Source organism: Kribbella pratensis (assembly GCF_004365355.1).
Classification (GTDB): Bacteria; Actinomycetota; Actinomycetes; order Propionibacteriales; family Kribbellaceae; genus Kribbella.
In genome coordinates, this window is the sequence record NZ_SODP01000001.1 from 484,245 (window position 1) to 508,092 (window position 23,848).

Consider the following 23,848-nt stretch of genomic DNA (forward strand, 5'->3'; position numbering starts at 1 on the left):
GACGTTGGGCCTTCTAAGCTCTGGGGATGGCGAGCAAGCCGGATGAGACGCGGGACGGCGTTGACCTGACCAACCTGGATCAGCCGTTGTTCGACGGGGCGGAGGCGACCAAGCGGGATCTGGTCGATTACCTGGACGCGGTGCACGAGCGGATCCTCCCGGAGTTGCGGGAGCGGCCGTTGTCGGTGATCCGGATCCGGCCGGGGCAGCCCAAGTTCATGCAGAAAAACGTCCCGAAGTACACGCCCGACTGGGTGAAGACCGTGAAGGTCTGGGCCGAGGCGTCGAAACGCGAGGTGTCCTACGCGTTGTGCAACGACCGGCGGACGCTGCTCTGGTTCGCCAACCAGCGCGCGGTCGAGTACCACCCGACGCTGATGCGCGCCGACCGCTGGGACCGCGTCACGCATCTCGTCCTGGACCTCGACCCGCCGGAGGGCGAGACGTTCGCGATGGCGGTGCAGGCGGCGCTGCTCGTACGCCAGGCGCTGACGGACTCCGGCCTGTCCGGCGCGGTCAAGACGAGCGGCGCGAAGGGCGCGCACGTGATCGTGCCGATCGTCGACACGGTGTCGATCGAGGACGCCGCGGCCGCGACCAGGGCGATCGCGGCGCGGGCCGAGAAGATCGATCCGTCGATCGCGACAACGGCGTACATCAAGGAGGACCGGCACGGGAAGGTGTTCGTCGACTCGACGCGTTCCGGTGGCGCGACGGTGGTTGCCGCGTACAGCCCGCGGGTCCGGCCCGGTACGACGGTGTCGTATCCGGTCGGCTGGGACGACCTGGAGAGCGTGACCCCGCGCGACTTCACCGTCCGGAACGCAATCCAGCTGCTGGGCGACGCCGACCCGTGGGCCGACCAGCTCCCGGCGCCGCAGGATCTCCCCGAGGACCTCCTGGCGGAAGGCCGCGCGATACCGGTCGCCCGAGTCGTCGCCATGCACGAAGGCAAACGCCGCAAACGCGCCCGCGAGGCTGAAGAAAAGTCGGACGAGTAGCTACACCTCGGCCGCCGTCGTCAGCTCGAGCGCTTCCTGCCGTACGTCGGGATGCGGGTGGTTGCGCAGCTCGACCAGCAACTCCCGCCACACCGGCGCCCACCCGGTCCGGCGTCCGGCCGCGCCGATCAGCGACCGGGCAACGAGACCTGACATCGGCGTCTCACCGCGGAGCATGGTCCGCGCCGGCTGCTCGACCAACTCCGGCGTCCAGTGCGTCGGAAGCGTGTCGAGCCGGGCACCGAGACGGAATGCCGCCGCCTGAGCCGCCAACGGCCTTCCTTCGACCGCGTCAATCAAAGCGTGGAGGTCGGTATCGGGGGTCTGCCAGTCCAGCGAGTCGACGAGAAGCATCAACCGCATGCTGAGTAGGTCTGGGCCGTCGAGCTCCGCCGCGATCGTCTTGAAGATCCGCCGCGCGTCGGCCGACTTCCGGAAGAACGCCTGCGACAGGCGCTTGACCAGCACATCGAGCCGCTGCCTGGCCGGGTGATCGCGGTCAGCCAGCGCGTCAGGCAGCCGAGGGTCGGCCTCAAGCCGGACCAGTAGACGGACAGCTCTGACAATCTCGTCCACAGCCAACTCGGGAGCGATGGCGACCAGCGCCGTCGTCGCGTCGTTCCAGATCGTCGGCGTGGACAGGTCGGCGATGAAGTCCACGCAGATCGGTGCGATCGCGGGATTCCATCGAGCCCACCGCGGCAACGCCCGCACCGCGCTCCCTACCACCTCCTGCTCGGACCGGTTCGTCACGGCCACCAGTAGATCGGCGTACCGGGCGCGGTACTTCGCCGCCATCCCGTACGCCGGACGCTGCGTCAGAACCGTCGCCGTCGCCGCGCTGTCGTGAACCGCCTGCTGCAGCAAGGCCCAGCTCGCCGGCTCGTGCAGCAGGTACTGCGATGCCGCACTAGCGATCGCCGCCTTGACGTCTCGGTGCGCCGAGGCCCAAGCGTCCGCGAGGACGGCACTCGCCCCAGGAGCGCGGAGCTTGCCGAGCAACCGTGCAGCCTCCTTGCGGGAGGTGATCTTCACGCCCTCGCCAACCAGCACCGGATGCAACAACCCCGGCAACCGGCTCGGCCGCACGAACATTGCCGCGCGGCTGGCCGCATAGAGAGCAACCCGAGCGCGATCGTCGCCCGCATGCGCGAGCAACACCGGCAACGCCTCCTGGGGCGCATCCGTCCAGGCCAACGCACCAAGCGCAGCCTCCTGCAGCAACACGGATTCGTACGTCAGGAACGGCTCGAGCGCAGCGCGCCCGGCACCTGGCACATGGCCCAGCATCGAGACCGCGTTCGCACGAGCCCAGTCCGGCATCCGTTCGTCATCGGCCGCGCCCGCCACGAGTCCGGCGTACTGCGCCTGCTGGCGCGGCAGCCAGCGGCGGATCGCGCGGTCCGACACATTCCAGGCCGGACGGTTCCGCTCGAACCGCCGGATCCGGTCGGGGTGCGCGAGCACGACGTCCAGCAGATCGGTCCGTACTTCGGTCACCGCCTGCCAGACCGGATCCCAGCGGGCCATCCCGACGTCGCGCCGGATGATCTGCTCGACCCGCTCGCCGCGCGTCGACGACGGCCACAACCACAGCTCGGTCGCCTCGCCGACGGTGTGTTCCTGGTTCGACCAGACCGCCTGTTCGAGCGTGGCCTGGAGGTGCTCGTTCGACCAGCCACGGTCGTCGAATGCTCGCGAGATCGCGAACGGCAGCCGGAACTCCTTCCGCGCCACCCCGTCGTCGACGTACTTCCGCAGTACGTCGTAGACGGCCGTCTCCTGCCCGCGCGGCAGCCCTTCGATCAGCCCGTACAACGGGATCGAGCCCTGGTTCTCGGTCAGCCGCCCGTGGGCCTGCAGGCCCCACTCCAGCAGCGCCGGATCGTTGCGTCGGGCACCTTCCTGGGCGGCGGTGGTCGCGAGCGTACTCAACGCTCGTTGGGTGCCCCAACTGGTGTCCCGTGCCTCCAACGCGCTCGTCAGCAGGCTCTCGAGCGAGGTGGTCAGCGCGCCGCTCATCATCGACGGCGGAAGTTTGCTGAGAGCCCGCAGGACGCTCTGGCGAACGGTGTCGCGATCGTTCCGGGCGCGTGTCACCCAAGCCGCCGCGGCCTCGACGGCGGCTGGTTGCCGCGAGTGCCCTGCCGACGCGACGACCGCTTGGTACACCAAGGCTCGGTCATCGGCGTCCGGCTGCGTGATCTCCGGCTCGAGCAGGGCGAATGCCTCGTCGTACGGCAGGAACGCGGTGATCTGCCAGCGCAAATGATTGCCCTCAGCAACCGCTGGCACGGTGAGCATCCGTCGGGCTTGCTCGAAGCGCAACTGGCGGGGGAGCAGGGCGAGCAGCTCGGTGGACAGCACGATCTGGCCGAGGTCGACGGTGCTGGTGCTGCCCTCGAACACGGCGGCGCGGCGGGCCGGCGGCAGGTCATCGAGCAGGCCGGGCAGGGTCGGCCACGAGAGTCGCCCGAGCGCGATCAGCTCGTCGTCCGAGTAGCGATACAGCCGTCGGCGTGCCGCCGGGGTGAGGGCATTGGGCAACGACCACGCCCGCTCCGGTGTGAGCAGGATCCGCAATACAGCCGCAGGGTCGGCGTCCATCAGTCGGCCGAGCACCGAGGTGAATGCCGAAGGCAACTGATCGGGGACCAGCGCGGTTGTCAGCAGCGCCGCGACCTGCGCCGGATCGTGCTCGAGCGCCCCGATCACGCCGTACGCCGCGCCTTGCCACCACTCGTCCCGATCTGGACCGGACGGCAGCGTGCTGTGCGCGTGCGCGAGGACGACCTTCGGGTGCCGCGCTCCGAGCCGCTCCCACTCGCCGGGACCGAGGATGTAGGCAAGCTCGGGCAACAGACGCTCGACGGTCTCGCCGTCCGTGCTGGAGAGCAGGCTCGCGGCGGCACGGTCGCCCCAGCGTTCGCGGTGGTCGTCGATCAACCGTGCGGCGAGCGCGGATCGGCCGGTCTTGCGGATCACGTGCAGGAGCTTGGTGCGCAGTACGGCGGGCGCGTCGTCGTACAGGATCCGCAGATCGTCGTCCGAGACCGGTACGCCCCTGCCAACCGCCGCGAGGGCTCGATGCTGCACCGCCGGGGTCGGGTCGTCGAGCAGTCGCGTCACGTAGCCGACCTCACCTGTGACCTGCGCGATCGTCACGCCGAGAGTCCGCTCGTACGGCGTACCTCCCGCGAGTTCACGCAGCAGCTCGGCGAGCTCGGTTGTCCCGCGCAACCGGCGGCCTTCGAGCGCAACGTGCCGAAGCCGCTCGCCGTACGAAAGCTGGTCGATCGCTCGCAGCAGGTCGGAAGCTCGCATGCCCCCATCCTGCCGAACCACCGGTCAACTGACCCGTCGGAGCTCCGCGAACGCCTCGGCCAGCTTCGGCAACGTGTAGTGCGCGTTCAGGCCACTCGGGTTCGGGAGGACCCAGACGCGGGTGGTGCCGATCGTGCGGTCCTGCTTGCCGATGGCCGCCGTACGGTCGGCGAAGGCGTCGCGGTAGGCGGTGACGCCGAGGACGGCGAGCCACTCGGGCTGGAGCTCGAGCACCTTCGCCACCAGATTCTCGCCGCCCGCGACGAGCTCCGCGCGGGTGAGCTCGTCGGCCCGTGCGCTCGGCTTGTCGACGACATTGGTGATGCCGAGCCCGTACTCCAGCAGCTCGCTCTGCTCGGCCGGCTTGAGCTGGCGCGGGGTGAAGCCGCTCAGCTGCAGCGCCGGCCAGAACCGATTGCCGGGCCGCGCGAAGTGGTGCCCGGTCGCCGCCGACATCAACCCCGGATTGATCCCACAGAACAGCACCCGCAGGCCGGGTCCGATCACATCGGGCAGAGCTTGCATGAGGGAACCGTAGCTAACGACAGGAGGTAGTGGCCTGCGAGGCCGATCGCGCGCCCGGCTCGACCGTGCAACCGACAGCCGCGGCCTACTACCTCCTGTCGTTAGACCTCACGTTCATGCCGTCAACCCAGGGTTGACGCAGCAATTCTGTCAACCTAAGGTTGACGCATGACTCCTGGACCTGATCTGCAGCAGCTCATCACCATGATCAAGACCGACGCCGGCAGCGACGACGAGCTCGCGCAGCTCGCCACCGCGGCCGCGACGATCAGCGAACTGACCACCTCCGGCGACGCCGCGCTCGGGTTCTTCGTCGACCGGGCTCGCGGCGCGGGGAAGTCGTGGGTCGAGATCAGCGCGGTGCTCGGTGTCAGCAAGCAGGCCGCGCACAAGCGGTTCGCGGACTCCTGGACCGCGCGGCCGGCGTTCGAGCGGTACACCCAGCGGGCGCGTTCGGTGGTGCAGGCCGCCGCGGAGATCGCCCGCGCCCGCAACCACAACTTCGTCGGCACCGAGCACCTCCTGCTCGGGATGTACAAGGAGCCCGGCGCGATCGCGGCCAAGGTGCTTGTCAAGCACGGCATCACCGAGGAGTCGGTGCTCCAGGCCGTCGACGCCGCGAGCCCGGCCGAGCCGTCGACCGAGCCGGCGACCGAGCCGTCGACCGAATCGAAGGACCTCGACGCCGAGAATCCGCCGTACACCCGGCGTGCGGCCCACGTCCTGCAGGGCGCGGTCGGAGAAGCCCTGACCCTCGGCCACAACTACGTCGGCACCGAGCATCTCCTGCTGGCCTTCTACCGTGACCAGGCCGGCATCGCCACGAAGATCCTGCTCGAGCAGGGCCTGGACGAGTCGGCGGCCTGGGCCGATATTCGCGCGGCGCTGGACGCTTTCACGAAGTAGGTTGGGCGCATGCCTGACTGGTCTGCGCGGTTGAACGAGTTGGCGGTAGCGGCCGAGGTGCCCGGCGCGGTGCTCGGCATCTGGCAGGACGGCGCGACCACGATCACGCCGTACGGCCTGCTCAATACCGCGACCGGGGTGGAGACCACCGCCGACTCGCTCTTCCAGATCGGGTCGGTCAGCAAGCCGTGGACCGGGACGATGATCGTCCAGCTCGCCGCCGAGGGCCGCCTGCAGCTCGACGACCCGGTGGTCAAGCTGTTGCCTGAGGCCCCTATTGATCCGCGGATCACGGTCCGTCACCTGCTGACCCACACCAGCGGTGTCGACGGCGATCTGTTCACCGACACCGGCCGCGGCGACGACTGCCTGGAGCGGTACGTCGCTCTGCTCGCCGACGTGGAGCAGCTGTTCGAGCCGGGTACTGCGTACTCGTACTGCAATGCGGGATTCGTCGTCCTCGGCCGGCTGATCGAGGTGCTCGACGGCCGGACGTGGGACGAGTCGTTGCGGACGCGCCTGGTCGAGCCGCTCGGCCTGACGCACACCGTCACCCTGCCCGAGGAGGCGATCCTGTACCGGGCCGCCCGCGGTCACACGGCCGAGGACGGCTCGCCGGTCAAGACGTGGCAGCTGCCGCGGAGCATCGGCCCGGCCGGGCTGATCGCGGCGAGCGCCGACAACCTACTCGAGTTTGCCCGGATGCATCTGGACGACGAGAAGTACGCCGGCATGCAGGAGCCGCAGGTGCCGTTCGCGGGCGGGATCGGCGGCTTCATCGACCTCGGTCTGACCTGGCGGATCTACGACTGGGACGGTCGCCGGATCTTCGGGCACGACGGCTCGACGATCTCGCAGACGGCCTTCCTCCGGGTCGATCCGGAGGCCCGGTTGATCATGTGCCTGCTGACCAACTCCGGCAACGGGACCAGGCTGTTCGAGCCGCTCGCATCCGAGGTGTTCCAGCACTACGTCGGAGTCAGCCACCCGGCCGCACCGCAACCGGTCGACGGTCCGGTTGACGGTGCGGTTGACGACCGCAATGTCGGGCGGTACGAGCGCGCGAGCGTGCGGCTGGACGTCGTACGGCGTGCGGACCGGCTGGTGCTGACCGAGCAGGCGACGGGGGATCGGCTGGCGTTCGCCGAGGAGCCGGTGCACGAGTACGACGTACTGCCGACGGAGCCGCTCGACGGGGACCATTTCGTCACTCGTTACTCTCCGGAGCATCCGTGGGTGCCGCTGACCTTCACGCCCACCCACCTGTTCACCTCAGGTCGGGTTACGCCCAGGCGCTGAGATAAACGAGGTGCATTCTGGGGTGACCGAGCTAACGTCTTCAGCGTGACTAGTGCACCTGCTGAACTTCCCCGTAAGGCTGGTGACCTCCGGGCCGCCGGCTATCTACCCCGGTCGATCAAGGCCGAAATCCGTGACAACCTGCTGAAACAGCTCCGGGCCGGACGTGATCCGTGGCCCGGCATCGTCGGATTCACCCGCACGGTGATCCCGCAGCTCGAGCGCGCGCTGCTCGCCGGGCACGACGTCGTACTGCTCGGTGAGCGTGGCCAGGGCAAGACCCGGCTGCTGCGCACGCTGGTCGGGCTGCTGGACGAGTGGACCCCGGTGATCGAGGGCGCGGAGCTGCCCGAGCACCCGCTCGACCCGATCACACCCGCCTCGCGCCGCCGCGCCGCCGAGCTCGGCGACGACCTGCCGGTCGCTTGGCTGCACCGCGACCTGCGGTACGCCGAGAAGCTGGCCACGCCCGACACCTCCGTCGGTGACCTGATCGGCGACGTGGACCCGGTGAAGGTTGCCGAGGGACGCAGTCTCGGCGACCCCGAAACCATCCACTTCGGTCTGGTCCCGCGCTCGCACCGCGGCATCGTCGCGATCAACGAGCTGCCCGACCTCGCCGAGCGCATTCAGGTCGCGTTGCTGAACGTGATGGAGGAGCGCGACATCCAGGTCCGCGGGTACACGCTGCGGCTACCGCTCGACGTGTTGCTGGTGGCGACGGCCAACCCGGAGGACTACACCAACCGCGGCCGCATCATCACGCCGCTGAAGGACCGGTTCGGCGCCGAGGTCCGGACCCACTACCCGCTCGACATCGACGCTGAGGTCGACGTGATTCGGCAGGAGGCCGAGTTCACCGCCGAGGTGGGCGAGCCCCTGCTCGAGGTGCTGGCGCGGTTCGTCCGGCACCTGCGCGAGTCGACCGCGATCGACCAGCGGTCGGGTGTGTCCGCCCGGTTCGCGGTCGCCGCGGCCGAGACGATCGCCGCCGCGGCGTTGCGCCGGAGCGCGATCACCGGCGAGACGCCGGCTGTCGCCCGGCCGGTGGACCTCGAGGCGGTGCCCGCAGTACTGCGGGGCAAGCTCGAGTTCGAGCCTGGTGAGGAAGGGCGCGAGATCGAACTGCTCGAGTACCTGCTGCGCCGGTCGGTGGCCGACACGGCACGCGAGCGTTTCGCCGGTCTCGACCTGACTCCGCTCGCCCATGCTGTTGCCGACGGCAACCTTGTGACGACCGGCGAGCGGGTGCCCGGCCGGGACGTGCTGGCCGCGTTGCCCGAGCTGCCCGTCCTGCACGACGTCGCGGCCCGGGCCGGTGTCGAGCCGGACGACTCGTCCGGACGGATCGCCGCCGCCGTCGAGCTCGCCCTGGAGATGCTCTACCTGTCGAAACGAGTAGCCAAGGACGCCGACGACGACACCACGGTCTACGGAGCCTGATCATGTCGTCGATACCGGAAGGCTGGTCGTACGGTCCGTGGCATGACGGGCCTGACCCGCTCAAGGCGCCCGCGGATCTGCGGGACGCGCTGGACAAGATCGGCCGCGACGTGATGAACGGGTCGTCGCCGCGGTCCGCGCTGGAGGAGTTGCTCCGGCGCGGCACCCGGAACACGCAGGGTCTGGACGACCTGAGCCGCCGCCTGTGGGAGCGCCGCCGCGAGATCGAGCGGCGGCACAACCTCGACGGCACGCTGCGCGACGTCCAGCGGTTGCTGAACGAAGCGCTCGACGCGGAGCGGCACGAGCTGTTCCCGAACCCGTCCGACGACGCCCGCTTCCGGGAGGCTCAGCTCGACGCCCTCCCGTCCGGTACGGCGGCCGCCGTCCGCGAGCTGGCGAATTACGACTGGCAGTCGTCGGACGCGCGGGCGAAGTACGAGGAGATCCGCGAACTACTCGGGCGCGAGCTCCTCGGGTCGCGGTTCGAGGGCATGAAGGAGGCGCTGCAGCAGACCACGCCCGAGGACGTCGAGGCGATCAACGAGATGCTGACCGACCTCAATGCGCTGCTGGCGGCGCACGCACAGGGACGGCCCGAGGTTCCGGAGCTGTTCGAGGAGTTCATGGCCAAGCACGGCGAGTTCTTCCCGGAGAACCCGCAGAACGTCGAGGAGCTCATCGACGTACTCGCGCAGCGGGCAGCCGCGGCGCAGCGGATGATGAACTCGATGACCGCCGAGCAACGCGCCGAGCTGATGGAGCTGTCGCAGCAGGCCTTCGGCAGTCCGCAACTCGCGCAGCAGCTGGCCCAGCTGGATGCTCAGCTGCAGTCGCTGCGGCCGGGCGAGGACTGGTACGGCTCGGAGCAGCTGAGCGGTGAAGATCCGCTCGGTCTGGCCGAGGGCGCGCGGGCCATGTCCGATCTCGCCGAGCTGGATGCGCTGGCCGAGCAGCTGGCGCAGTCGTATCCGGGTGCGCGGCTCGAGGACATCGACCTCGACGCCCTCACCCGTCAATTGGGCGACGAGGCAACGGTCGACGCGCGCCGGCTGAGCGAGCTGGAGCGGCAGCTGCGCGATCAGGGTCTGATCGAGCGGGCGCCGGACGGTTCGCTGCGGCTGTCTCCGAAGGCCCTGCGTCAGCTTGGTCAGACGGCGTTGGCCGACGTACTGCGGGCTGCCCGTGGGTCCGGTGAACGGGATGCCGCCAACGCCGGCGCGGCCGGTGAGCTGAGCGGGTCGACGCGACAGTGGGAGTTCGGCGACACCCAGCCGTGGGACGTGCCGCGGACGGTGCGCAACGCCGTACTGCGGACCGCGCACACCGGCGGCGGTGGCGTGAAGCTCGACGTGTCGGATGTGGAAATCGCGGAGACCGAGCATCGCGCTCGCGCCGCGGTCGCATTGCTCGTCGACACGTCGTGGTCGATGGTCCAGGAGGGCCGCTGGCTGCCGATGAAGCGTACGGCGCTCGCGCTGCACCAACTCATCTCGACCCGCTACCGCAACGACGCACTCCAACTCATCACCTTCGGCCGGTATGCCGGGGTGGTGGAGCTGCCGCAGCTGATCGGGATGGAAGGCACTTGGGAGCAGGGCACCAACGCGCACCACGCACTGCTCCTCGCCGGACGTCACCTTCGTCGCCACCCCGACGCCCAGCCGGTCGTCCTGATGGTGACCGACGGCGAGCCGACCGCGCATCTCGAGCCCGACGGCACGGCCGAGTTCTCGTACCCACCGGAGCCGGCCACGCTCCGCAAGACGATCTTCGAGGTCGACCGCCTGGCCAAACTGGGCGCCTCCCTGACAGTCTTCCGCCTAGGCGACGACCCGCGCCTCAACGCCTTCGTCGACCTTCTGGCCCGCCGCAGCGGCGGCCGAGTCCTGGCCCCCGATCCCGACGGCCTAGGCGCCGCCGTAGTAGGCGACTACCTGAGAACCCGCCGCAAGCTCTAACGCAACCTGATCGCGTGATCCGGGGTCCCGCCCTGGAGGATGGCAGCCAGTACGTCGATGCCGTCTACCAGGCGGGGACCCGGGCGCGCGTAGTAGCCGTTCGCGTCGACTGCCCACACCGGAACATCCGCGGGCAGCCGTGGCAGCAACTCCGCGGTCAGCTTCGTAGCGCCCTCCAGATCAAACCCACACGGTGCCGAGACGATCACCTCAGGCTCCGCGGTCGCCACCTGCTCCCAGGTGATCGCGACCGACCGTTGGCCGGCGTTCCCCAGCACATTCGTTCCACCCGCCAACGTCATCATCTCCGGCAACCAATGCCCCGGAGCAAACGGCGGATCCGTCCACTCGAGTAGCGCGACCCGCGGGCCCGGAACTGCAGGAAACCGATTGAGACGCGTTCGTAGGTCTTCTACGAGCGGGTTCGGGTTCCGCTCGGTTGCCTTGGCGATCGTCTTGATTGAGGTGAGCACCTCGGCGAGGGTGTGTGGATCGGTGGTGACCACCTCGGCCCGGCAGCCTAAATAGTTGAGTGCTTCCGATACGTCGTCCACGTCGATCGCACACACCGCGCACAGGTCCTGCGTGATCACCACATCGGGCTCTAGTTCCCGTAGAGCGCCGGCGTCCAGGTGGTACAGATCCTCCCCGGCCGCCACCTTCCGTCGTACGACGGCGTCGATCTCCCCAGGCGTCAAACCAGCGGGCAGCGCCGTCGTCGACACGATCCGGCGACCACGCGCCCCCGCCGGATAGTCACACTCGAATGTCACCCCGACGACGTCATCACCGCCGCCGAGCGCGAAGCAGATCTCGGTCGCGGAGGGAAGCAGGGAGACGATGCGCACCCGGCAGACTCTAGCTGGCGACGACCTCTGTACCCCGACCGAACAGGCTAGAAGATGGCCCTGTACCCCGACCGAACAGGCTTGAAGCGTCCTGCCTGTGATTCATTCTGAGACAGACCGATTGTCTCGCGTTGTCAACCAGGGAAGGGTTTTCCGGCCTTCGACCTGTGGGGAGGGTCACGTCGGCATCGTGAGACCAGTGTTCAACTGGACTGGTTTTTAGGCTTACCCTGAAAGCACGCCCCCGCCGCCGGAGTCGACGGGCCAGCGGGCCATCTTCCCGCGCCTGAAAACACCCGCCTGCAACCCAGGGAGTGACCGTGCCGAAACTCGTCTACGACTTTGCCGAAGGCAATAAGGACATGAAACAGCTGCTCGGCGGGAAGGGGGCGAACCTGGCCGAGATGACCAACCTCGGCCTGCCGGTGCCACCCGGCTTCACCATCACCGCCGACGCCTGCCGCGTGTACCTGGAGACCGGCGCGGTGCCGGCCGAGCTCGCCGACGAGATCGACAAGCACGTCGATCTGCTGCAGCAGAGGATGGGCAAGAAGCTCGGCCAGGCCGACGACCCGCTGCTCGTCTCGGTGCGCTCCGGTGCCGCCGTGTCGATGCCCGGCATGATGGAGACCGTCCTCAACGTCGGTCTGAACGACGACTCGGTGAACGGCCTGGCGCACCAGTCGGGCAACCCGCGCTTCGCTTGGGACGCGTACCGCCGACTGATCCAGATGTTCGGCAAGACCGTGCTCGGCATGGAGGGCGACGTCTTCGAGGACGCGATCGACAAAGCCAAGCAGGACAAGGGCACCAGCAACGACCTCGACCTGGACGCCGACGACCTGAAGGCTCTGGTCGAGACGTTCAAGCGGGCCGTCCACGACCACACCGGTCGCGAGTTCCCGCAGGACCCGCGGACCCAGATGGACCTGGCGACCGAGGCAGTCTTCCGCTCGTGGAACTCGGACCGCGCGATCCTCTACCGCCGCCAGGAGCGGATCCCGACCGACCTCGGCACGGCGGTCAACATCTGCTCGATGGTCTTCGGCAACCTCGGCATGGACTCCGGCACCGGCGTCGCGTTCACCCGCGATCCCTCGACCGGACAGCCCGGCGTGTACGGCGACTACCTGCAGAACGCCCAGGGCGAGGACGTCGTCGCGGGCATCCGCAACACCGTCCCGCTCGCGGACCTCGAGCAGATCGACAAGACGTCGTACGACGACTTGATGGAGATCATGGCCACGCTCGAGGGGCACTACCGGGATCTGTGCGACATCGAGTTCACGATCGAGCGCGGCAAGCTGTGGATGCTGCAGACCCGCGTCGGCAAGCGGACCGCGGCGGCGGCGTTCCGGATCGCGACGAGCCTGGTCGACGAAGGCGTGATCGACACCGACGAGGCACTCAAGCGCGTCAAGGGCGCGCAGCTCGCCCAGCTGATGTTCCCGCGATTCGACGCGGATGCCGAGAAGGACCTGATCACCAAGGCGATCGGGGCGTCGCCGGGCGCCGCGTCGGGCAAGGTCGTGTTCACGTCGGCCGCCGCGGTCGAGGCCGCGGACCGCGGCGAGAAGGTGATCCTGGTACGCCGCGAGACGAACCCGGACGACCTGCACGGCATGATCGCGGCGCAGGGCATCCTGACCAGCCGCGGCGGCAAGACCTCGCACGCGGCCGTGGTCGCGCGGGGTATGGGCAAGACCTGCGTCTGCGGCGCCGAGGACCTCGACGTGAATGTTGCCCAGGGCACCATCACTCTCAATGGAGCTGCCAACGGCATGATACTGGAGGCCGGCGAGCTGATCTCGATCGACGGCACGACCGGCGAGGTCTTCCGCGGCGAGGTCCCGGTCGTCCCCTCACCGGTCGTCCAGTACTTCGAGGGCACGCTCGCCCCGGACGCCGGCGACGAACTCGTCGCCTCGGTGCACCGGCTGATGACCCATGCGGACGAGGTACGCCGGCTCGGCGTACGGACCAATGCCGACACCGCGGACGACGCGGCGCGGGCGCGGCGGTTCGGGGCCGAGGGGATCGGGTTGTGCCGGACCGAGCACATGTTCCTGGGGGAGCGGCGCGAGTCCGTCGAGCGGTTGATCCTCGCCGACACCGACGCTGATCTCGAGGCGGCGCTGGCCGAGCTGGAGCCCTTGCAGCGCGGGGATTTCCTGGAGCTGCTGGGCGCGATGGACGGCCTGCCGGTGACGATCCGGCTGATCGACCCGCCGCTGCACGAGTTCCTGCCCTCGATGGAGGAGCTCGCGGTGAAGGTCGCCGTTGCACGCGAGCGCGGCGAGGACCCCGGTCGCGACGCGGCCCTCCTCGCGGCAGTCCAGCGGTTGCACGAGCAGAACCCCATGCTCGGCCTGCGCGGTGTGCGGCTCGGGCTGGTCGTCCCCGGTCTGTTCGCGATGCAGGTACGGGCGATCGCGTCGGCGGCGAAGGAACTGCGGGCCAAGGGTAAGGATCCGCGGCCGGAGGTCATGATCCCGCTGGTAGGCGCCGTACAGGAACTGCACCTGGCCCGCGACGAGGTCGAACGCGTCCTCGCCGAGGTCGGCGTGGATCGGGAGATCCCGATCGGCACGATGATCGAGCTGCCGCGGGCCGCGGTGATCGCGGACCAGATCGCGGAGGCGGCCGACTTCTTCTCGTTCGGCACCAACGACCTGACCCAGACCACGTGGGGTTTCAGCCGCGACGACGTCGAGAGCGCGTTCTTCTCGCGGTACCTGGAGAAAGGGATCTTCGCGGTGTCGCCGTTCGAGTCGATCGACCGCGAAGGCGTCGGCGCGCTGGTACGGACCGGCGTGGATCGCGGGCGCGCGACCAAGCCCGACCTCAAGCTCGGCATCTGCGGCGAACACGGCGGCGACCCGGACAGCATCCACTTCTTCCACGACGTCGGTCTCGACTACGTCTCCTGCTCGCCGTTCCGAATTCCGGTGGCGCGTCTGGAAGCCGGCCGGGCAGCATTGGCGGGTGAGTAGACAGAGTCTCCGGCAGACCTTCGGCGAGGACGCGGACCTGTACGACCGCGTCCGACCCACCTATCCGCCTGAACTCTTCGACGAGTTGTCGGCCATCGTCGGCGACCACCCGCGCGTCCTCGAGCTCGGCCCCGGCACCGGCCAGGCAACCTCCGCGATGGTGGAGCGAGCCTGGCCGGTCACCGCTGTCGAACTCAGCCCAGCGCTCGCGGAGGTTCTCCGGCGGAAGCACCCCACGATCGATGTGGTCGTCGCGGACTTCGACACCTTGGAGCTGCCCGCGCAGTCCTTCGACCTGGTCATCTCCGCGACCGCGTTCCACTGGCTCGATCCTGCGACGCGCGTGCAGCGGTGCGTGGACCTGCTGCGGCCGGGTGGTGCGCTGGCAGTCGTGTCGACGTATCACGTCGCCGGTGGGAGCGAGCAGTTCTTCGTCGACGTGCAGTCGTGCTACGACCGATTCACCGACGACCCCGCCGCGAATGGATTGCCCGCCGCGAACGACGTACCGAAAGATCCGGAAGGGTTCGAACGTTCCGGGCTATTCGGGTCCGTGGAGTTCCGCAGATACGTCTGGGATGCGGACTATTCGGCCGCGGAGTACCTCGAACTTTTGTCGTCGTACTCCGGCCATCGGGCCTTGACAAGCGAGCGGCGTGACGGACTGTACGGCTGTATCAGCGCTCTCATCGAGGCAGCCGGGGGCTCGATCACGAAGCGTTATATGAATCAACTGTCTGTAGGAATTTCTCTTAACCAACCCCTTGCGTAGCGGGTCGCGGACTGGTGAAATAACCGGGCGGGAAGGGAGATCACTCGTCGACTTTCGGGTCTGACCTGAACCAGCCGCTGTGGCGGCTCGTGACTCCCTTTCCCGCACCAAATCCCTTTGGTTTCTTGATCGATGTAGGGTTTCGGCATGGCCCTTTATGTCGTGCAGCTGCGCTTCGATCTCGCCGACACCGACCGTCGTCTCGCGGTCCGTCCGGCGCACCGTGAGTACCTGACCGAGCTGAAGGAAGCCGGCAAGCTCGTCACCGCCGGCCCGTTCCCCGACCAGACCGGCGCCCTGCTCATTTACGACGTGGCCGACGAGGCCGAGCTCCGCGACATCCTCGCCAAGGATCCCTACACCCCGGCCGACGTCTACGAGATCGCCACCCTCTCCGAGTGGGAGCCCCTCTTCCCGATCGGCTGATGCTCGAGGAGGGCGAAGGTCTGGACCCGCCCGACGAAGTCAGGCCTCGGCGCCTTCGAGATCCAGGTGGTCGACGTACGCCCAGAGCCAGACCAGCGGAGCGAGAACCAGCTCGGGTTCGTTGTCCTCGTCGGCGATGAACAGCATCGACGCCTCGCCGTTCGTGATGTCCTCGATGACCGCTTCGCACATCTCGAGCGCGATCTCGAACGGCAGCAGCCGCGGCCCGTTCTCCCAGCGGGGTTCGGGCAACGGCAGCACCGGCGCCTCGTCGGTGCCGTCCAGCTCGACCGACACCTTCTGCAGTTCCTCGTACAGGTCGTAGGAGATCAACCCCGCGCACGGCCGTCCGTCCAACCCGATCAGGTACGGGTCGTCGGCGCCTTCGCGGAAGATGTCGCGGATGTCCGGCAGCGCGGCCTTGAGATCAGTCGCCTCCAGGTACGGCGCTTCGTCGAGCTCCTCGCCCGTCTCGTCCGTGTCGACCTCGACCAGCCCGCTGCGCATCTGGTCGAACTGATGCAGCAGCTGGTTCAACTCGTCGTGCGCCCCGGCGCCCGGTGCCTGCTGCGCCCGTGCTTCCAGGTCGCGGAGATGCTCGATCAGGTCGTCCTCGAAGTGCAGCTCGTACTTCGGTAGGCCCGGCTCGCGACCCGCGTTGATCTGCGCGACCAGCTGCGTCGACACCGGCCCGATCCGCTCGGCCAGCACCTCCAGCGGCGTGGTCGGCTTCTCCTCGTCGTCGTGCACACAGGAGTCGTCGTCGCCCTTGCCGTCGCCTTCCATCGCGAGCAGCACCTGGAACGCCTGGAACGACAGCAGCGCGGCGGTCGCCATCATCCCGTCGCCGATCAGCATCAGCGGATTCCCGCCCGCCTCGGTACGGCGTACGTGGTCGGGCATCAGCGTCGCGGCCTGCTCGACGTTCACCTGGCTGGCCAGCGACGAGAGCCCGTGGTCCGTGTCCACTCCGAGCAGCTCGACCAGCCGCTCCGAGCTCATGTCGAAGTTCGAGCGCAGGTAATACCGCAGCCAGCCCGCGTCCACTGGGTTGCCGAGCAGCTCGGCGATCCGGGCGCGGAAGTCGGCCAGGTCGGCGATCGCCAGCACGACCAGCACCGGCTGGTCGCCGTCGCCGATCACCAGCGGCCGGGTGTCACCGTTGTGGAACCCTTCGATCACCTGGTGCAGGCTGTCGGCGGCTGCCTCGAGCGGCCACGACTCCGCCTCGAACTCGCTGACCACCGCGGCGGAGGTGTCGTCCGGCATCTGTTGATCCTCTCCGGGGTGCGGCGGGAGTTGGGGGTAACTGTAGGCTGCGGGCGTTTCAGCAGGTCACGCGGGTCCTCGGGACCCTCGGACGTGGGCTGCGGGTGACATTGGCTACGCTGGCACCGGCGGGTCGATGCAGAGGTATCTCACATGTGAGATAAGGTCCGGCGCATGACCGATGACTACCTGAGCCGGATCGGAAACCTCATCCGGGACGCCCGTAAGCATCGCGGCTGGACGCAGACGCAGCTCGCGGAAGTACTGAACACCAGCCAGAGTGCGGTGAACAGGATCGAGAAGGGTCATCAGAACCTCACCCTCGAGATGCTCGCCCGGATCGGCGAGGCGCTCGACTCCGAAATTGTCTCTCTCGGTGGAGGCCCGGTCCACCTCCGTGTGGCCGGTGGCCGCCAACTTTCCGGATCCATCGACGTCAAGTCGAGCAAGAACGCCGGGGTCGCACTGCTCTGCGCGAGCCTGCTGAACAAGGGCCGGACGACGCTGCGCAAGGTCGCGCGCATCGAAGAGGTCAACCGTCTGCTCGAGGTGCTGAACTCGATCGGCGTCCGCACCACCTGGCTGAACGACGCCGGCGACCTGGAGATCGTCCCGCCGGCCCACCTCGACCTGAGCTCGATGGACGCCGAGGCGGCCCGTCGTACCCGCTCCATCATCATGTTCCTCGGCCCGCTGCTGCACCGCGAGGACGCGTTCGAACTGCCGTACGCCGGTGGCTGCGACCTCGGCACGCGGACCGTCGAGCCGCACCTGACCGCGCTGCGCCCGTTCGGCCTCGAGGTGAAGGCGACCGGCGGGCAGTACCACGCACTGGTCAACCGCGCGATCACGCCGGGCAAGCCGATCGTGCTGACCGAGCGCGGCGACACCGTGACCGAGAACGCGATCATGGCCGCCGCGCGGTACGACGGCGTCACCGTGATCCGCAACGCGAGCCCGAACTACATGGTCCAGGACCTGTGCTTCTACCTCGACCTGCTCGGCGTGAAGATCGACGGCATCGGTACGACGACGCTCACCGTCCACGGCCGCGCCGACATCGACGTGGACGTCGACTACGCGCCGTCCGAGGACCCGATCGAGGCGATGAGCCTGCTCACCGCGGCGATCGTGACCAAGTCCGAGATCACCATCCGGCGGGCGCCGGTGGAGTTCCTCGAGATCGAGCTCGCGCTGCTCGAGGAGATGGGGCTCGACTATGACCGCAGTACGGAGTACCTGGCGGAGAACGGCCGGACCCGGCTGGTCGACCTCACCACCCGGCCGTCGAAGCTGCACGCGCCGATCGACAAGATCCACCCGATGCCGTTCCCGGGGCTGAACATCGACAACCTGCCGTTCTTCGCGGTGATCGCGGCCATCGCTACCGGGCAGACGCTGATCCACGACTGGGTCTACGAGAACCGCGCGATCTATCTGACCGATCTGAACAAGCTCGGCGGCCGGGTCAAGCTGCTCGACCCGCACCGCGTCATGGTCGAAGGCCCGACGCACTTCTCCGGCACCGAGATGATGTGTCCGCCGGCGCTCCGCCCGGCCGTCGTCACGCTGATCGCGATGATGGCCGCGAAGGGTACGTCGGTCCTGCGCAGCGTCTACGTGATCAACCGGGGCTACGAGGACCTCGCGACCCGGCTCAACTCGCTAGGCGCTCAGATCGAGACCTTCAGAGACATCTGAGTCCTGCAGGAAGGCGACCGCTTCGGCGATCACAGCCGGGTCCTGCAGGATCCGGCTGTGGCCGAGGCCCGTCGTCGGATGGAAGTGCGCCTGCTCGCCGTAGTTGAGCAGGAGTACGCGCGCCTGCTCGGGGTCCACGACGTCGTCCTCGTCGTTGTGGACCACCAGCAACGGCGTCTTACCGGGCGCGACCGAGAATCGGTCCCAGATGGTGTGGTCGCCGTCGAAGTACCCGCGCTCGATCTGACGCCGCAGCCGCTGGTTGACCTTCGGCCCTAGTCCGAGCGCTCGGCAGAACGAGTCGGCCAGGTAGCCGAAATCCGCCACGCCGCTCACCATCACCAGCCGCTTCGTGGCGACCCCTTCTTTCACTGCGTACAGCGCGAAGGGGACGCCGAGCGAGTGGGCGATCACGGCCTCGAACGGCCCGTGCCGCTCCTCGAGCGCGCGAATGATTCGCTGGTGCCCGAGGATCGACACGATCGGACCGGGGGAGTCGCCATGCCCGGGAGCGTCGTACGACACCGGGCTGTACCCGAGCTCGAGCAGCCGCGAGATGAACCCGGCGTACCGCGAAGCGCGTGACCGCCAGCCGTGGACGAGCAGCACGGGCCGGGCGCCGTCACCCCAGGCGTAGGTGAGTACGCCGTCCATGTCCTCGACCCGCGCAGCCGTGTGGACGTCCAGCTCGCTGTCGCGGACCCGGCCGCGGGCGAGCGGGCGGCGCCAGAGCCCGAACGCGAGCCGGCCGCCAAGTCGTGGCGATACCGCTCCGATGGCCTGCAGTCCCGTGCCGATCAGCTTCCGCATGAACGTCCTCCCCTAACTGTACGAACGGTCGTACTATTACTTTTGCACGAGGTCATCGTCAAGGGCAACTAGGATCTGGAGCCATGGAGAAGGTCGACGGACGGTTGGTGCGGGGTGACCAGACCCGCCGCGCCGTGCTGCGCCGGTCGGTCGACATCGCCTCGGTCGACGGGCTCGAGGGGCTGTCGATCGGGCGGCTCGCGACCGAGCTCGGGATCAGCAAGAGCGGCCTGTTCGCGCACTTCGGCTCGAAGGAAGAGCTGCAGCTGTCGACGATCCGGGCCGCGCGGCGGATTTATGCCGACAACGTGGTGCTCCCGGCCTTCGAGGTCGAGCCCGGTCTCGGACGTGTGTGGGCGTTGAGTAAGCACTGGCTCGACTACTCACAGAGCCGCGTATTTCCGGGTGGCTGCTTTTTCCAGAAGGTCTCGCACGAGTTCTCCGCGCGCGACGGCGCTGTGACGGAGATGCTCGCGGCGGTGCACTACGAGTGGATGGACCTGATCGAGGCCACGATCGGCGAGGCGATCTCACGAGGTGAGCTCGTCGGTGACCCGAAGCAGCTCGCGTTCGACCTCAACGCGTACTACGAGGCCGCGAACCTGGCCTCGATCCTGCACAACGACGACACGACGTACGAGCATGCCCGTCAGGCAGTGCGGACCCGGCTCGAATCGGCCGCAGTTCCTGGTACGCCGCTGCCCTGGTGAGTCGGGAGATCGCGGCGCCGACGGATCGGTGACGCGAGCAGGATGAGCCCGGCCAGCGGCACGCCCGCCGTGGTGATCCATAGGGCTGGTGTGAGGCCGAGGGTTTGCCCGAGTACGCCGCCGAGGAGTGCGCCGAGCGGGATCGTGCCGTAGTTGACGAACGCTGTCGTCGCGGTGAGGCGGCCGAACAGGTCGGGCGGGCAGTAGGACTGGAGGAAGGTCGCCTTCACGACGTTTCCGCCGACCACGCCCAGGCTGACGCCGAACGCGCCGATCAGGTAGAACACCGGGCTCGTACCGCTCAACGGGATCAGCAGCGCCAGCGTCGGCAGGCCGAGTTCGCACAGCAGCAGCGCCCTCGCCATACCAAACCGTATGGTATGCCGTCCGACGAACGCGCCGACGGCTCCGCCGCTGGATGCCGCCGCGATCAACGTGCCGACTGTGCCCGCGCCGAGGCCGGCCTCGCGGACGAGGAAGACGACGATGATCGCCTGATAACCCATCAGCGCGAGGTTCGAGACGGCGCCGAAGATCGTCAACGTACGCAGCCAGACGTCCTGCGCGACCAGCCTGACACCGGCTCGGATCGCGCCGGGTCGTCGAGGGTTCGTCGTACGGCGCTCCCGGTAGCGGATCGCGGCGAGACAGCCGAGCGCGACCAGGAAGCTCGCCGTGTCGACGAGGAGAGTGTTGGCCGCGCCAACGAGTTGGACCAGCAGGCCGCCGCACCCCAGCCCGGCGATCTGCGCGGCCGATGCGCTGCCGTGCAGCTTCGCGTTGCCTTCGGCGTGATCACTCGGGTCCAGAAGCGTCGGCAGATAGGCGGTGTACGCCGTCTGGAAGACGACCGATGCGGCACCGGCGAGCATCGCAACGACGAGCAGCAGTCGGATGCTCAGGAGATCGCCGGCCAACGGAACCGCGGCGAACAGGGCGGCTGAGACGGCCGATGACGCGAGCATGACGGGCCGGCGGCGTACGCGGTCGATCCAGGCCCCGGTCGGTAGACCGATGAGCAGCCACGGCGCCCAGGCGGCCGCGGTGAGCAGACCGACCTCGAAGGTCGTTGCATCGAGCATCGAAATCGCAACCAGCGGTAGCGCCACCGACGAGGTCGCGCTACCGAAGCGGTTGATCGTCTCGCCGGTCCAGAAGAGACGGAAATCGCGATGAGTCCGGAGCAGGCTCATGAGCGGCGGGGGAACGACTGCAGCTGGACGATCACCCGCTCGGCGCCGTCAGTAGGTTCGGCGCCGTCAGTAGGTTCGGCGCCGTCAGTAGGTTCGGCGTCGGTGTAGCGGTCGATGACGGCGGCGATCTCCTCGTTGAGGTGGTGCAGCTGCTCCGGCGTGAGGTGGAGGTCGCGCCAGTCCGACAGTGCGGCCGCCTGTTGCCATTCGCCCGGCCAGTCCTCGTCGACGTACGCGCGGACGCGGTTGTAGTACCGCTCGACCAGGTCGCGGAGGTAGACGTCGAGCGCGCGCCGGGTCTCCGGATCGTCGAGGAACTCGGACGGGTCCAGGACGGTGCGCTCGGGGATGCGCCACCAGCGCTCGCGCTTCGTTCCGCGAGCGGGATCCTCCTCGAGGTACCCGTGCTCGGCGAGCAAGCGCAGATGCCAGCTGATCGTTCCGGTGTTCTCGCCGAGCCGCGTCGCCAGCGTGCTCGACGTCGCCGGCCCGTCGAGCTCGATCGCCTCCAGAAGGCGCATCCGGAGCGGGTGGGCGAGTCCGCGCAGACTCCGGGCATCGATTCGTCGCACAGTTGCAGAGTAATCTCTGCAGAGAGGTCTCTGCAACAGGGTTTGTCGGTGGCTGTCCCTAGGTTTGGGGATATGCACGTGGTGGCTCAGCTGGCGGTTTCGCTGGACGGGGTGGCGTCGGGGTTCGACGTCGACCTCGCCCGGTTCTATGCGCTGGCCTCGCTCTGGCAGGAGGACGTGACGCTCGTCGGCGCGGACACGATCCTCGCCCAGGAGTCCGCCGTACTGGCGGCTCCCCGGCGTGGCCCGCGACCGGAGGGCCCGCTGCTCGCCGTCGTCGACAGCCGAGCCCGCGTCCACAGCTGGAACGCACTCCGCGACCTCGGCTACTGGTCCGACGTGCTCGCCTTGTACGCCGACCAGACCCCTCCCCGTCCCGCAGACGCGACGACCCGCGAACTCGTCACCGGCTACGACCAGGTGGACCTCGCCGAAATCCTTACGGTCCTGGGCCGACGGGGTGTCCAGACCGTCCGCGTGGATTCGTCCGGCGCCCTCCTCCGAGCCTGCCTCGAACTGGATCTGATCGACGAGCTGGCGCTCCTCGTCCACCCCGTCCTGGTCGGCACCGGCGAGCGGTGGTGCGACACCCGCCAACTCAACCTTCACCACGTCGGCACCGAGGTCTTCAAGGACGGCGTGCTCTGGATGCGTTACTGCGTGGCCATCTGAACGTCGCGAAACTGTCCGTGCTCGCGGCTACTGTGTGCAGTAATGAGGAAGCAGCATGATGGGTACGACGAGCACGACGCGGAGCGCTGGGTTGCCGAGCCGGTCAAGCGACCGGGCCGGACCGCCTTCGCGCGTGATCGCGCGCGGGTGCTGCACAGCGCGGCGTTGCGACGGCTGGCCGCCAAGACGCAGGTCGTGACGGCCGGCAGCGACGACTTCGTCCGCAACCGGCTGACCCACAGTCTCGAGGTCGCCCAGATCGGGCGCGAGCTCGCGGCGACGCTCGGCTGCGATCCGGACATCGTTGACGCGGCCTGCCTGTCACACGATCTCGGACATCCTCCGTTCGGCCACAACGGCGAGCGCGCGCTCGACCAGGTCGCGACGGACATCGGTGGGTTCGAGGGCAACGCGCAGACGCTGCGATTGCTTACCAGGCTCGAGTCGAAGACCTTCGACGCCGAAGGCCGCAGTGTCGGTCTGAATCTGAGCCGCGCGACGCTCGACGCCGCGACGAAGTACCCGTGGCCGCGCCGCCCCGGCGAGCGGAAATTCGGCGTGTACGACGACGATCTCGCCGTCTTCACCTGGCTGCGTCCGGGTGTGGGGGAGCGGCGCTGCCTGGAGGCCCAGGTGATGGACTTCGCCGACGACGTGGCGTACTCCGTGCACGACGTCGAGGACGCGATCGTCGCCCACCATCTCGACCTCGCCGCGGTCGACGCGGACAGGGCGCCGTACTGGCAGACCGTCCGGCAGATGTACTTGCCGGAGGCAACCGATGCGGAGCTGGACGAGGGCTGGGCCCGGCTGACCTCGCTGAACTACTGGCCCGGCTCGCCCTTCGACGACAGCCGGCGTGCGCTCGGCGGCCTCAAGGACCTCACCAGCCAGCTCATCGGCCGCTTCGCCACCGCGGCCGAGCAGGCCACGCATGCCGTGTTCGGTCGCTCGCGGCTGATCCGCTACGAGGCCGACCTGATCGTCCCCGACGGCATCCGCACCGAGATCGGTCTGCTCAAGGGGGTGGGCATGTTCCACGTCCTCAACTCACCCGAGCGCCAGGCTCGCCGCGCGACTCAGCGCGAGCTGCTCACCGAGCTGGTCGAGGCGCTGTGGAAGACGGCCCCACGCAACCTGGACCTGCCGTTCCAGTCCGACTTCGCGGACGCGACCGACGACAACGCCCGGCTGCGCGTTGTCGTCGACCAGGTCGCGTCCCTCACCGACCCCTCAGCTCTGGCCTGGCACACCCAACTCACCCCCTGACACCCCCGCTCGCTTCCGTCCGGTCACCGCGCCGCGCCCGCCCGCGCCCCACTCGCCTGCGCCCCACTCGCCTGCGCCCCACTCGCCTGCGCCCCACTCGCCTGCGCCCCACTCGCCTGCGCCCCACTCGCCTGCGCCCCACTCGCCTGCGCCC

Annotated in this window: 19 protein-coding genes; 12 read left to right on the forward strand and 7 right to left on the reverse strand. The window is 68.6% G+C overall.

What is annotated here, in order from left to right; translation table 11 throughout:
* Positions 1–26: 26 nt before the first annotated feature.
* On the forward strand, positions 27–1,001 hold the full coding sequence (ligD, locus tag EV653_RS02310) for a non-homologous end-joining DNA ligase (RefSeq protein WP_134097478.1): 975 nt from the start codon (positions 27–29) through the stop codon (positions 999–1,001).
* Here the strand turns inward: ligD and EV653_RS02315 are convergent, their stop codons facing one another.
* Together EV653_RS02315 and mug are read right to left on the reverse strand one after the other, a co-directional pair.
* On the reverse strand, positions 1,002–4,325 hold the full coding sequence (locus tag EV653_RS02315) for a hypothetical protein (protein WP_134097479.1): 3,324 nt from the start codon (positions 4,323–4,325) through the stop codon (positions 1,002–1,004).
* 24 nt (positions 4,326–4,349) lie between these two features.
* On the reverse strand, positions 4,350–4,850 hold the full coding sequence (mug, locus tag EV653_RS02320; protein WP_134097481.1) for a G/U mismatch-specific DNA glycosylase: 501 nt from the start codon (positions 4,848–4,850) through the stop codon (positions 4,350–4,352).
* Between the two features lie 168 nt (positions 4,851–5,018).
* Between mug and EV653_RS02325 the strand changes: the two genes are divergently transcribed.
* Genes EV653_RS02325 through EV653_RS02340 form a run of 4 tightly spaced genes read left to right on the forward strand, consistent with a single transcriptional unit; the run spans position 5,019 to position 10,459 of the window.
* Complete coding sequence (locus EV653_RS02325; RefSeq protein WP_134097483.1) at positions 5,019–5,756, forward strand: Clp protease N-terminal domain-containing protein; 738 nt, start codon at positions 5,019–5,021, stop codon at positions 5,754–5,756.
* A gap of 9 nt (positions 5,757–5,765) precedes the next feature.
* Entirely contained in the window at positions 5,766–7,055 is a 1,290-nt protein-coding gene (locus tag EV653_RS02330) for a serine hydrolase domain-containing protein (RefSeq protein WP_134097485.1), read from the forward strand.
* A 45-nt stretch (positions 7,056–7,100) separates the two neighbouring features.
* A complete protein-coding gene (locus EV653_RS02335) occupies positions 7,101–8,498 on the forward strand; it encodes a sigma 54-interacting transcriptional regulator (RefSeq protein WP_134097487.1) in 1,398 nt (465 codons plus the stop codon).
* Between the two features lie 2 nt (positions 8,499–8,500).
* Positions 8,501–10,459, forward strand: a complete 1,959-nt coding sequence (locus tag EV653_RS02340) for a vWA domain-containing protein (protein WP_134097489.1) — start codon at positions 8,501–8,503, stop codon at positions 10,457–10,459.
* Here EV653_RS02340 and EV653_RS02345 read toward each other — a convergent pair.
* Entirely contained in the window at positions 10,456–11,307 is an 852-nt protein-coding gene (locus EV653_RS02345; RefSeq protein ID WP_134097491.1) for a cobalamin-binding protein, read from the reverse strand. The two genes, EV653_RS02340 and EV653_RS02345, sit on opposite strands and share 4 nt — an antisense overlap.
* A gap of 320 nt (positions 11,308–11,627) precedes the next feature.
* On the opposite strand from EV653_RS02345, the gene ppdK reads away from it, so the two are divergent.
* The 3 genes from ppdK (at position 11,628) to EV653_RS02360 (ending at position 15,498) form a co-directional block, all read left to right on the forward strand.
* Positions 11,628–14,300: a pyruvate, phosphate dikinase gene (gene ppdK / locus EV653_RS02350; RefSeq protein ID WP_134097493.1), complete on the forward strand. Its 2,673-nt coding sequence runs from the start codon at positions 11,628–11,630 to the stop codon at positions 14,298–14,300.
* Entirely contained in the window at positions 14,293–15,072 is a 780-nt protein-coding gene (locus tag EV653_RS02355; protein WP_134097495.1) for a class I SAM-dependent methyltransferase, read from the forward strand. The genes ppdK and EV653_RS02355 overlap by 8 nt, the downstream gene beginning before the upstream one ends.
* Positions 15,073–15,219: 147 nt before the next feature.
* Positions 15,220–15,498, forward strand: coding sequence for a YciI family protein (locus tag EV653_RS02360; RefSeq protein WP_134097497.1), 279 nt, complete (start codon positions 15,220–15,222; stop codon positions 15,496–15,498).
* Positions 15,499–15,537: 39 nt separating this feature from the next.
* Here the strand turns inward: EV653_RS02360 and EV653_RS02365 are convergent, their stop codons facing one another.
* Positions 15,538–16,767, reverse strand: a complete 1,230-nt coding sequence (locus EV653_RS02365; RefSeq protein WP_134097499.1) for a hypothetical protein — start codon at positions 16,765–16,767, stop codon at positions 15,538–15,540.
* A 174-nt stretch (positions 16,768–16,941) separates the two neighbouring features.
* Between EV653_RS02365 and EV653_RS02370 the strand changes: the two genes are divergently transcribed.
* Complete coding sequence (locus EV653_RS02370; protein ID WP_134097501.1) at positions 16,942–18,468, forward strand: helix-turn-helix domain-containing protein; 1,527 nt, start codon at positions 16,942–16,944, stop codon at positions 18,466–18,468.
* Here EV653_RS02370 and EV653_RS02375 read toward each other — a convergent pair.
* Positions 18,433–19,278, reverse strand: a complete 846-nt coding sequence (locus tag EV653_RS02375) for an alpha/beta hydrolase (protein ID WP_134097503.1) — start codon at positions 19,276–19,278, stop codon at positions 18,433–18,435. The two genes, EV653_RS02370 and EV653_RS02375, sit on opposite strands and share 36 nt — an antisense overlap.
* An 83-nt stretch (positions 19,279–19,361) precedes the next feature.
* On the opposite strand from EV653_RS02375, the gene EV653_RS02380 reads away from it, so the two are divergent.
* The gene (locus tag EV653_RS02380; protein ID WP_134097505.1) at positions 19,362–19,988 is read left to right on the forward strand and encodes a TetR/AcrR family transcriptional regulator; all 627 of its coding nucleotides are present in this window, start codon (positions 19,362–19,364) and stop codon (positions 19,986–19,988) included.
* Here EV653_RS02380 and EV653_RS02385 read toward each other — a convergent pair.
* Both EV653_RS02385 and EV653_RS02390 read right to left on the reverse strand, forming a co-directional pair.
* The gene (locus tag EV653_RS02385; protein WP_134097507.1) at positions 19,928–21,181 is read right to left on the reverse strand and encodes an MFS transporter; all 1,254 of its coding nucleotides are present in this window, start codon (positions 21,179–21,181) and stop codon (positions 19,928–19,930) included. The two genes, EV653_RS02380 and EV653_RS02385, sit on opposite strands and share 61 nt — an antisense overlap.
* Positions 21,178–21,753: a winged helix-turn-helix domain-containing protein gene (locus tag EV653_RS02390; protein WP_238159514.1), complete on the reverse strand. Its 576-nt coding sequence runs from the start codon at positions 21,751–21,753 to the stop codon at positions 21,178–21,180. The genes EV653_RS02385 and EV653_RS02390 overlap by 4 nt, the downstream gene beginning before the upstream one ends.
* A gap of 72 nt (positions 21,754–21,825) precedes the next feature.
* Here EV653_RS02390 and EV653_RS02395 point away from each other — a divergent pair, with 72 nt between their 5' ends.
* On the forward strand, positions 21,826–22,425 hold the full coding sequence (locus tag EV653_RS02395; RefSeq protein ID WP_134097509.1) for a dihydrofolate reductase family protein: 600 nt from the start codon (positions 21,826–21,828) through the stop codon (positions 22,423–22,425).
* 42 nt (positions 22,426–22,467) lie between these two features.
* Complete coding sequence (locus EV653_RS02400) at positions 22,468–23,694, forward strand: deoxyguanosinetriphosphate triphosphohydrolase (protein ID WP_134097511.1); 1,227 nt, start codon at positions 22,468–22,470, stop codon at positions 23,692–23,694.
* Positions 23,695–23,848: the final 154 nt, after the last annotated feature.

Coding starts and splice junctions, on each gene's coding strand:
- ligD (WP_134097478.1), top strand. CDS start 27: ATGGCGAGCAAGCCGGATGAGACGCGGGACGGCGTTGACCTGACCAAC.
- EV653_RS02315 (WP_134097479.1), bottom strand. CDS start 4,325: ATGCGAGCTTCCGACCTGCTGCGAGCGATCGACCAGCTTTCGTACGGC.
- mug (WP_134097481.1), bottom strand. CDS start 4,850: ATGCAAGCTCTGCCCGATGTGATCGGACCCGGCCTGCGGGTGCTGTTC.
- EV653_RS02325 (WP_134097483.1), top strand. CDS start 5,019: ATGACTCCTGGACCTGATCTGCAGCAGCTCATCACCATGATCAAGACC.
- EV653_RS02330 (WP_134097485.1), top strand. CDS start 5,766: ATGCCTGACTGGTCTGCGCGGTTGAACGAGTTGGCGGTAGCGGCCGAG.
- EV653_RS02340 (WP_134097489.1), top strand. CDS start 8,501: ATGTCGTCGATACCGGAAGGCTGGTCGTACGGTCCGTGGCATGACGGG.
- EV653_RS02360 (WP_134097497.1), top strand. CDS start 15,220: ATGGCCCTTTATGTCGTGCAGCTGCGCTTCGATCTCGCCGACACCGAC.
- EV653_RS02365 (WP_134097499.1), bottom strand. CDS start 16,767: ATGCCGGACGACACCTCCGCCGCGGTGGTCAGCGAGTTCGAGGCGGAG.
- EV653_RS02370 (WP_134097501.1), top strand. CDS start 16,942: ATGACCGATGACTACCTGAGCCGGATCGGAAACCTCATCCGGGACGCC.
- EV653_RS02375 (WP_134097503.1), bottom strand. CDS start 19,278: ATGCGGAAGCTGATCGGCACGGGACTGCAGGCCATCGGAGCGGTATCG.
- EV653_RS02380 (WP_134097505.1), top strand. CDS start 19,362: ATGGAGAAGGTCGACGGACGGTTGGTGCGGGGTGACCAGACCCGCCGC.
- EV653_RS02385 (WP_134097507.1), bottom strand. CDS start 21,181: ATGAGCCTGCTCCGGACTCATCGCGATTTCCGTCTCTTCTGGACCGGC.
- EV653_RS02395 (WP_134097509.1), top strand. CDS start 21,826: ATGCACGTGGTGGCTCAGCTGGCGGTTTCGCTGGACGGGGTGGCGTCG.
- EV653_RS02400 (WP_134097511.1), top strand. CDS start 22,468: ATGAGGAAGCAGCATGATGGGTACGACGAGCACGACGCGGAGCGCTGG.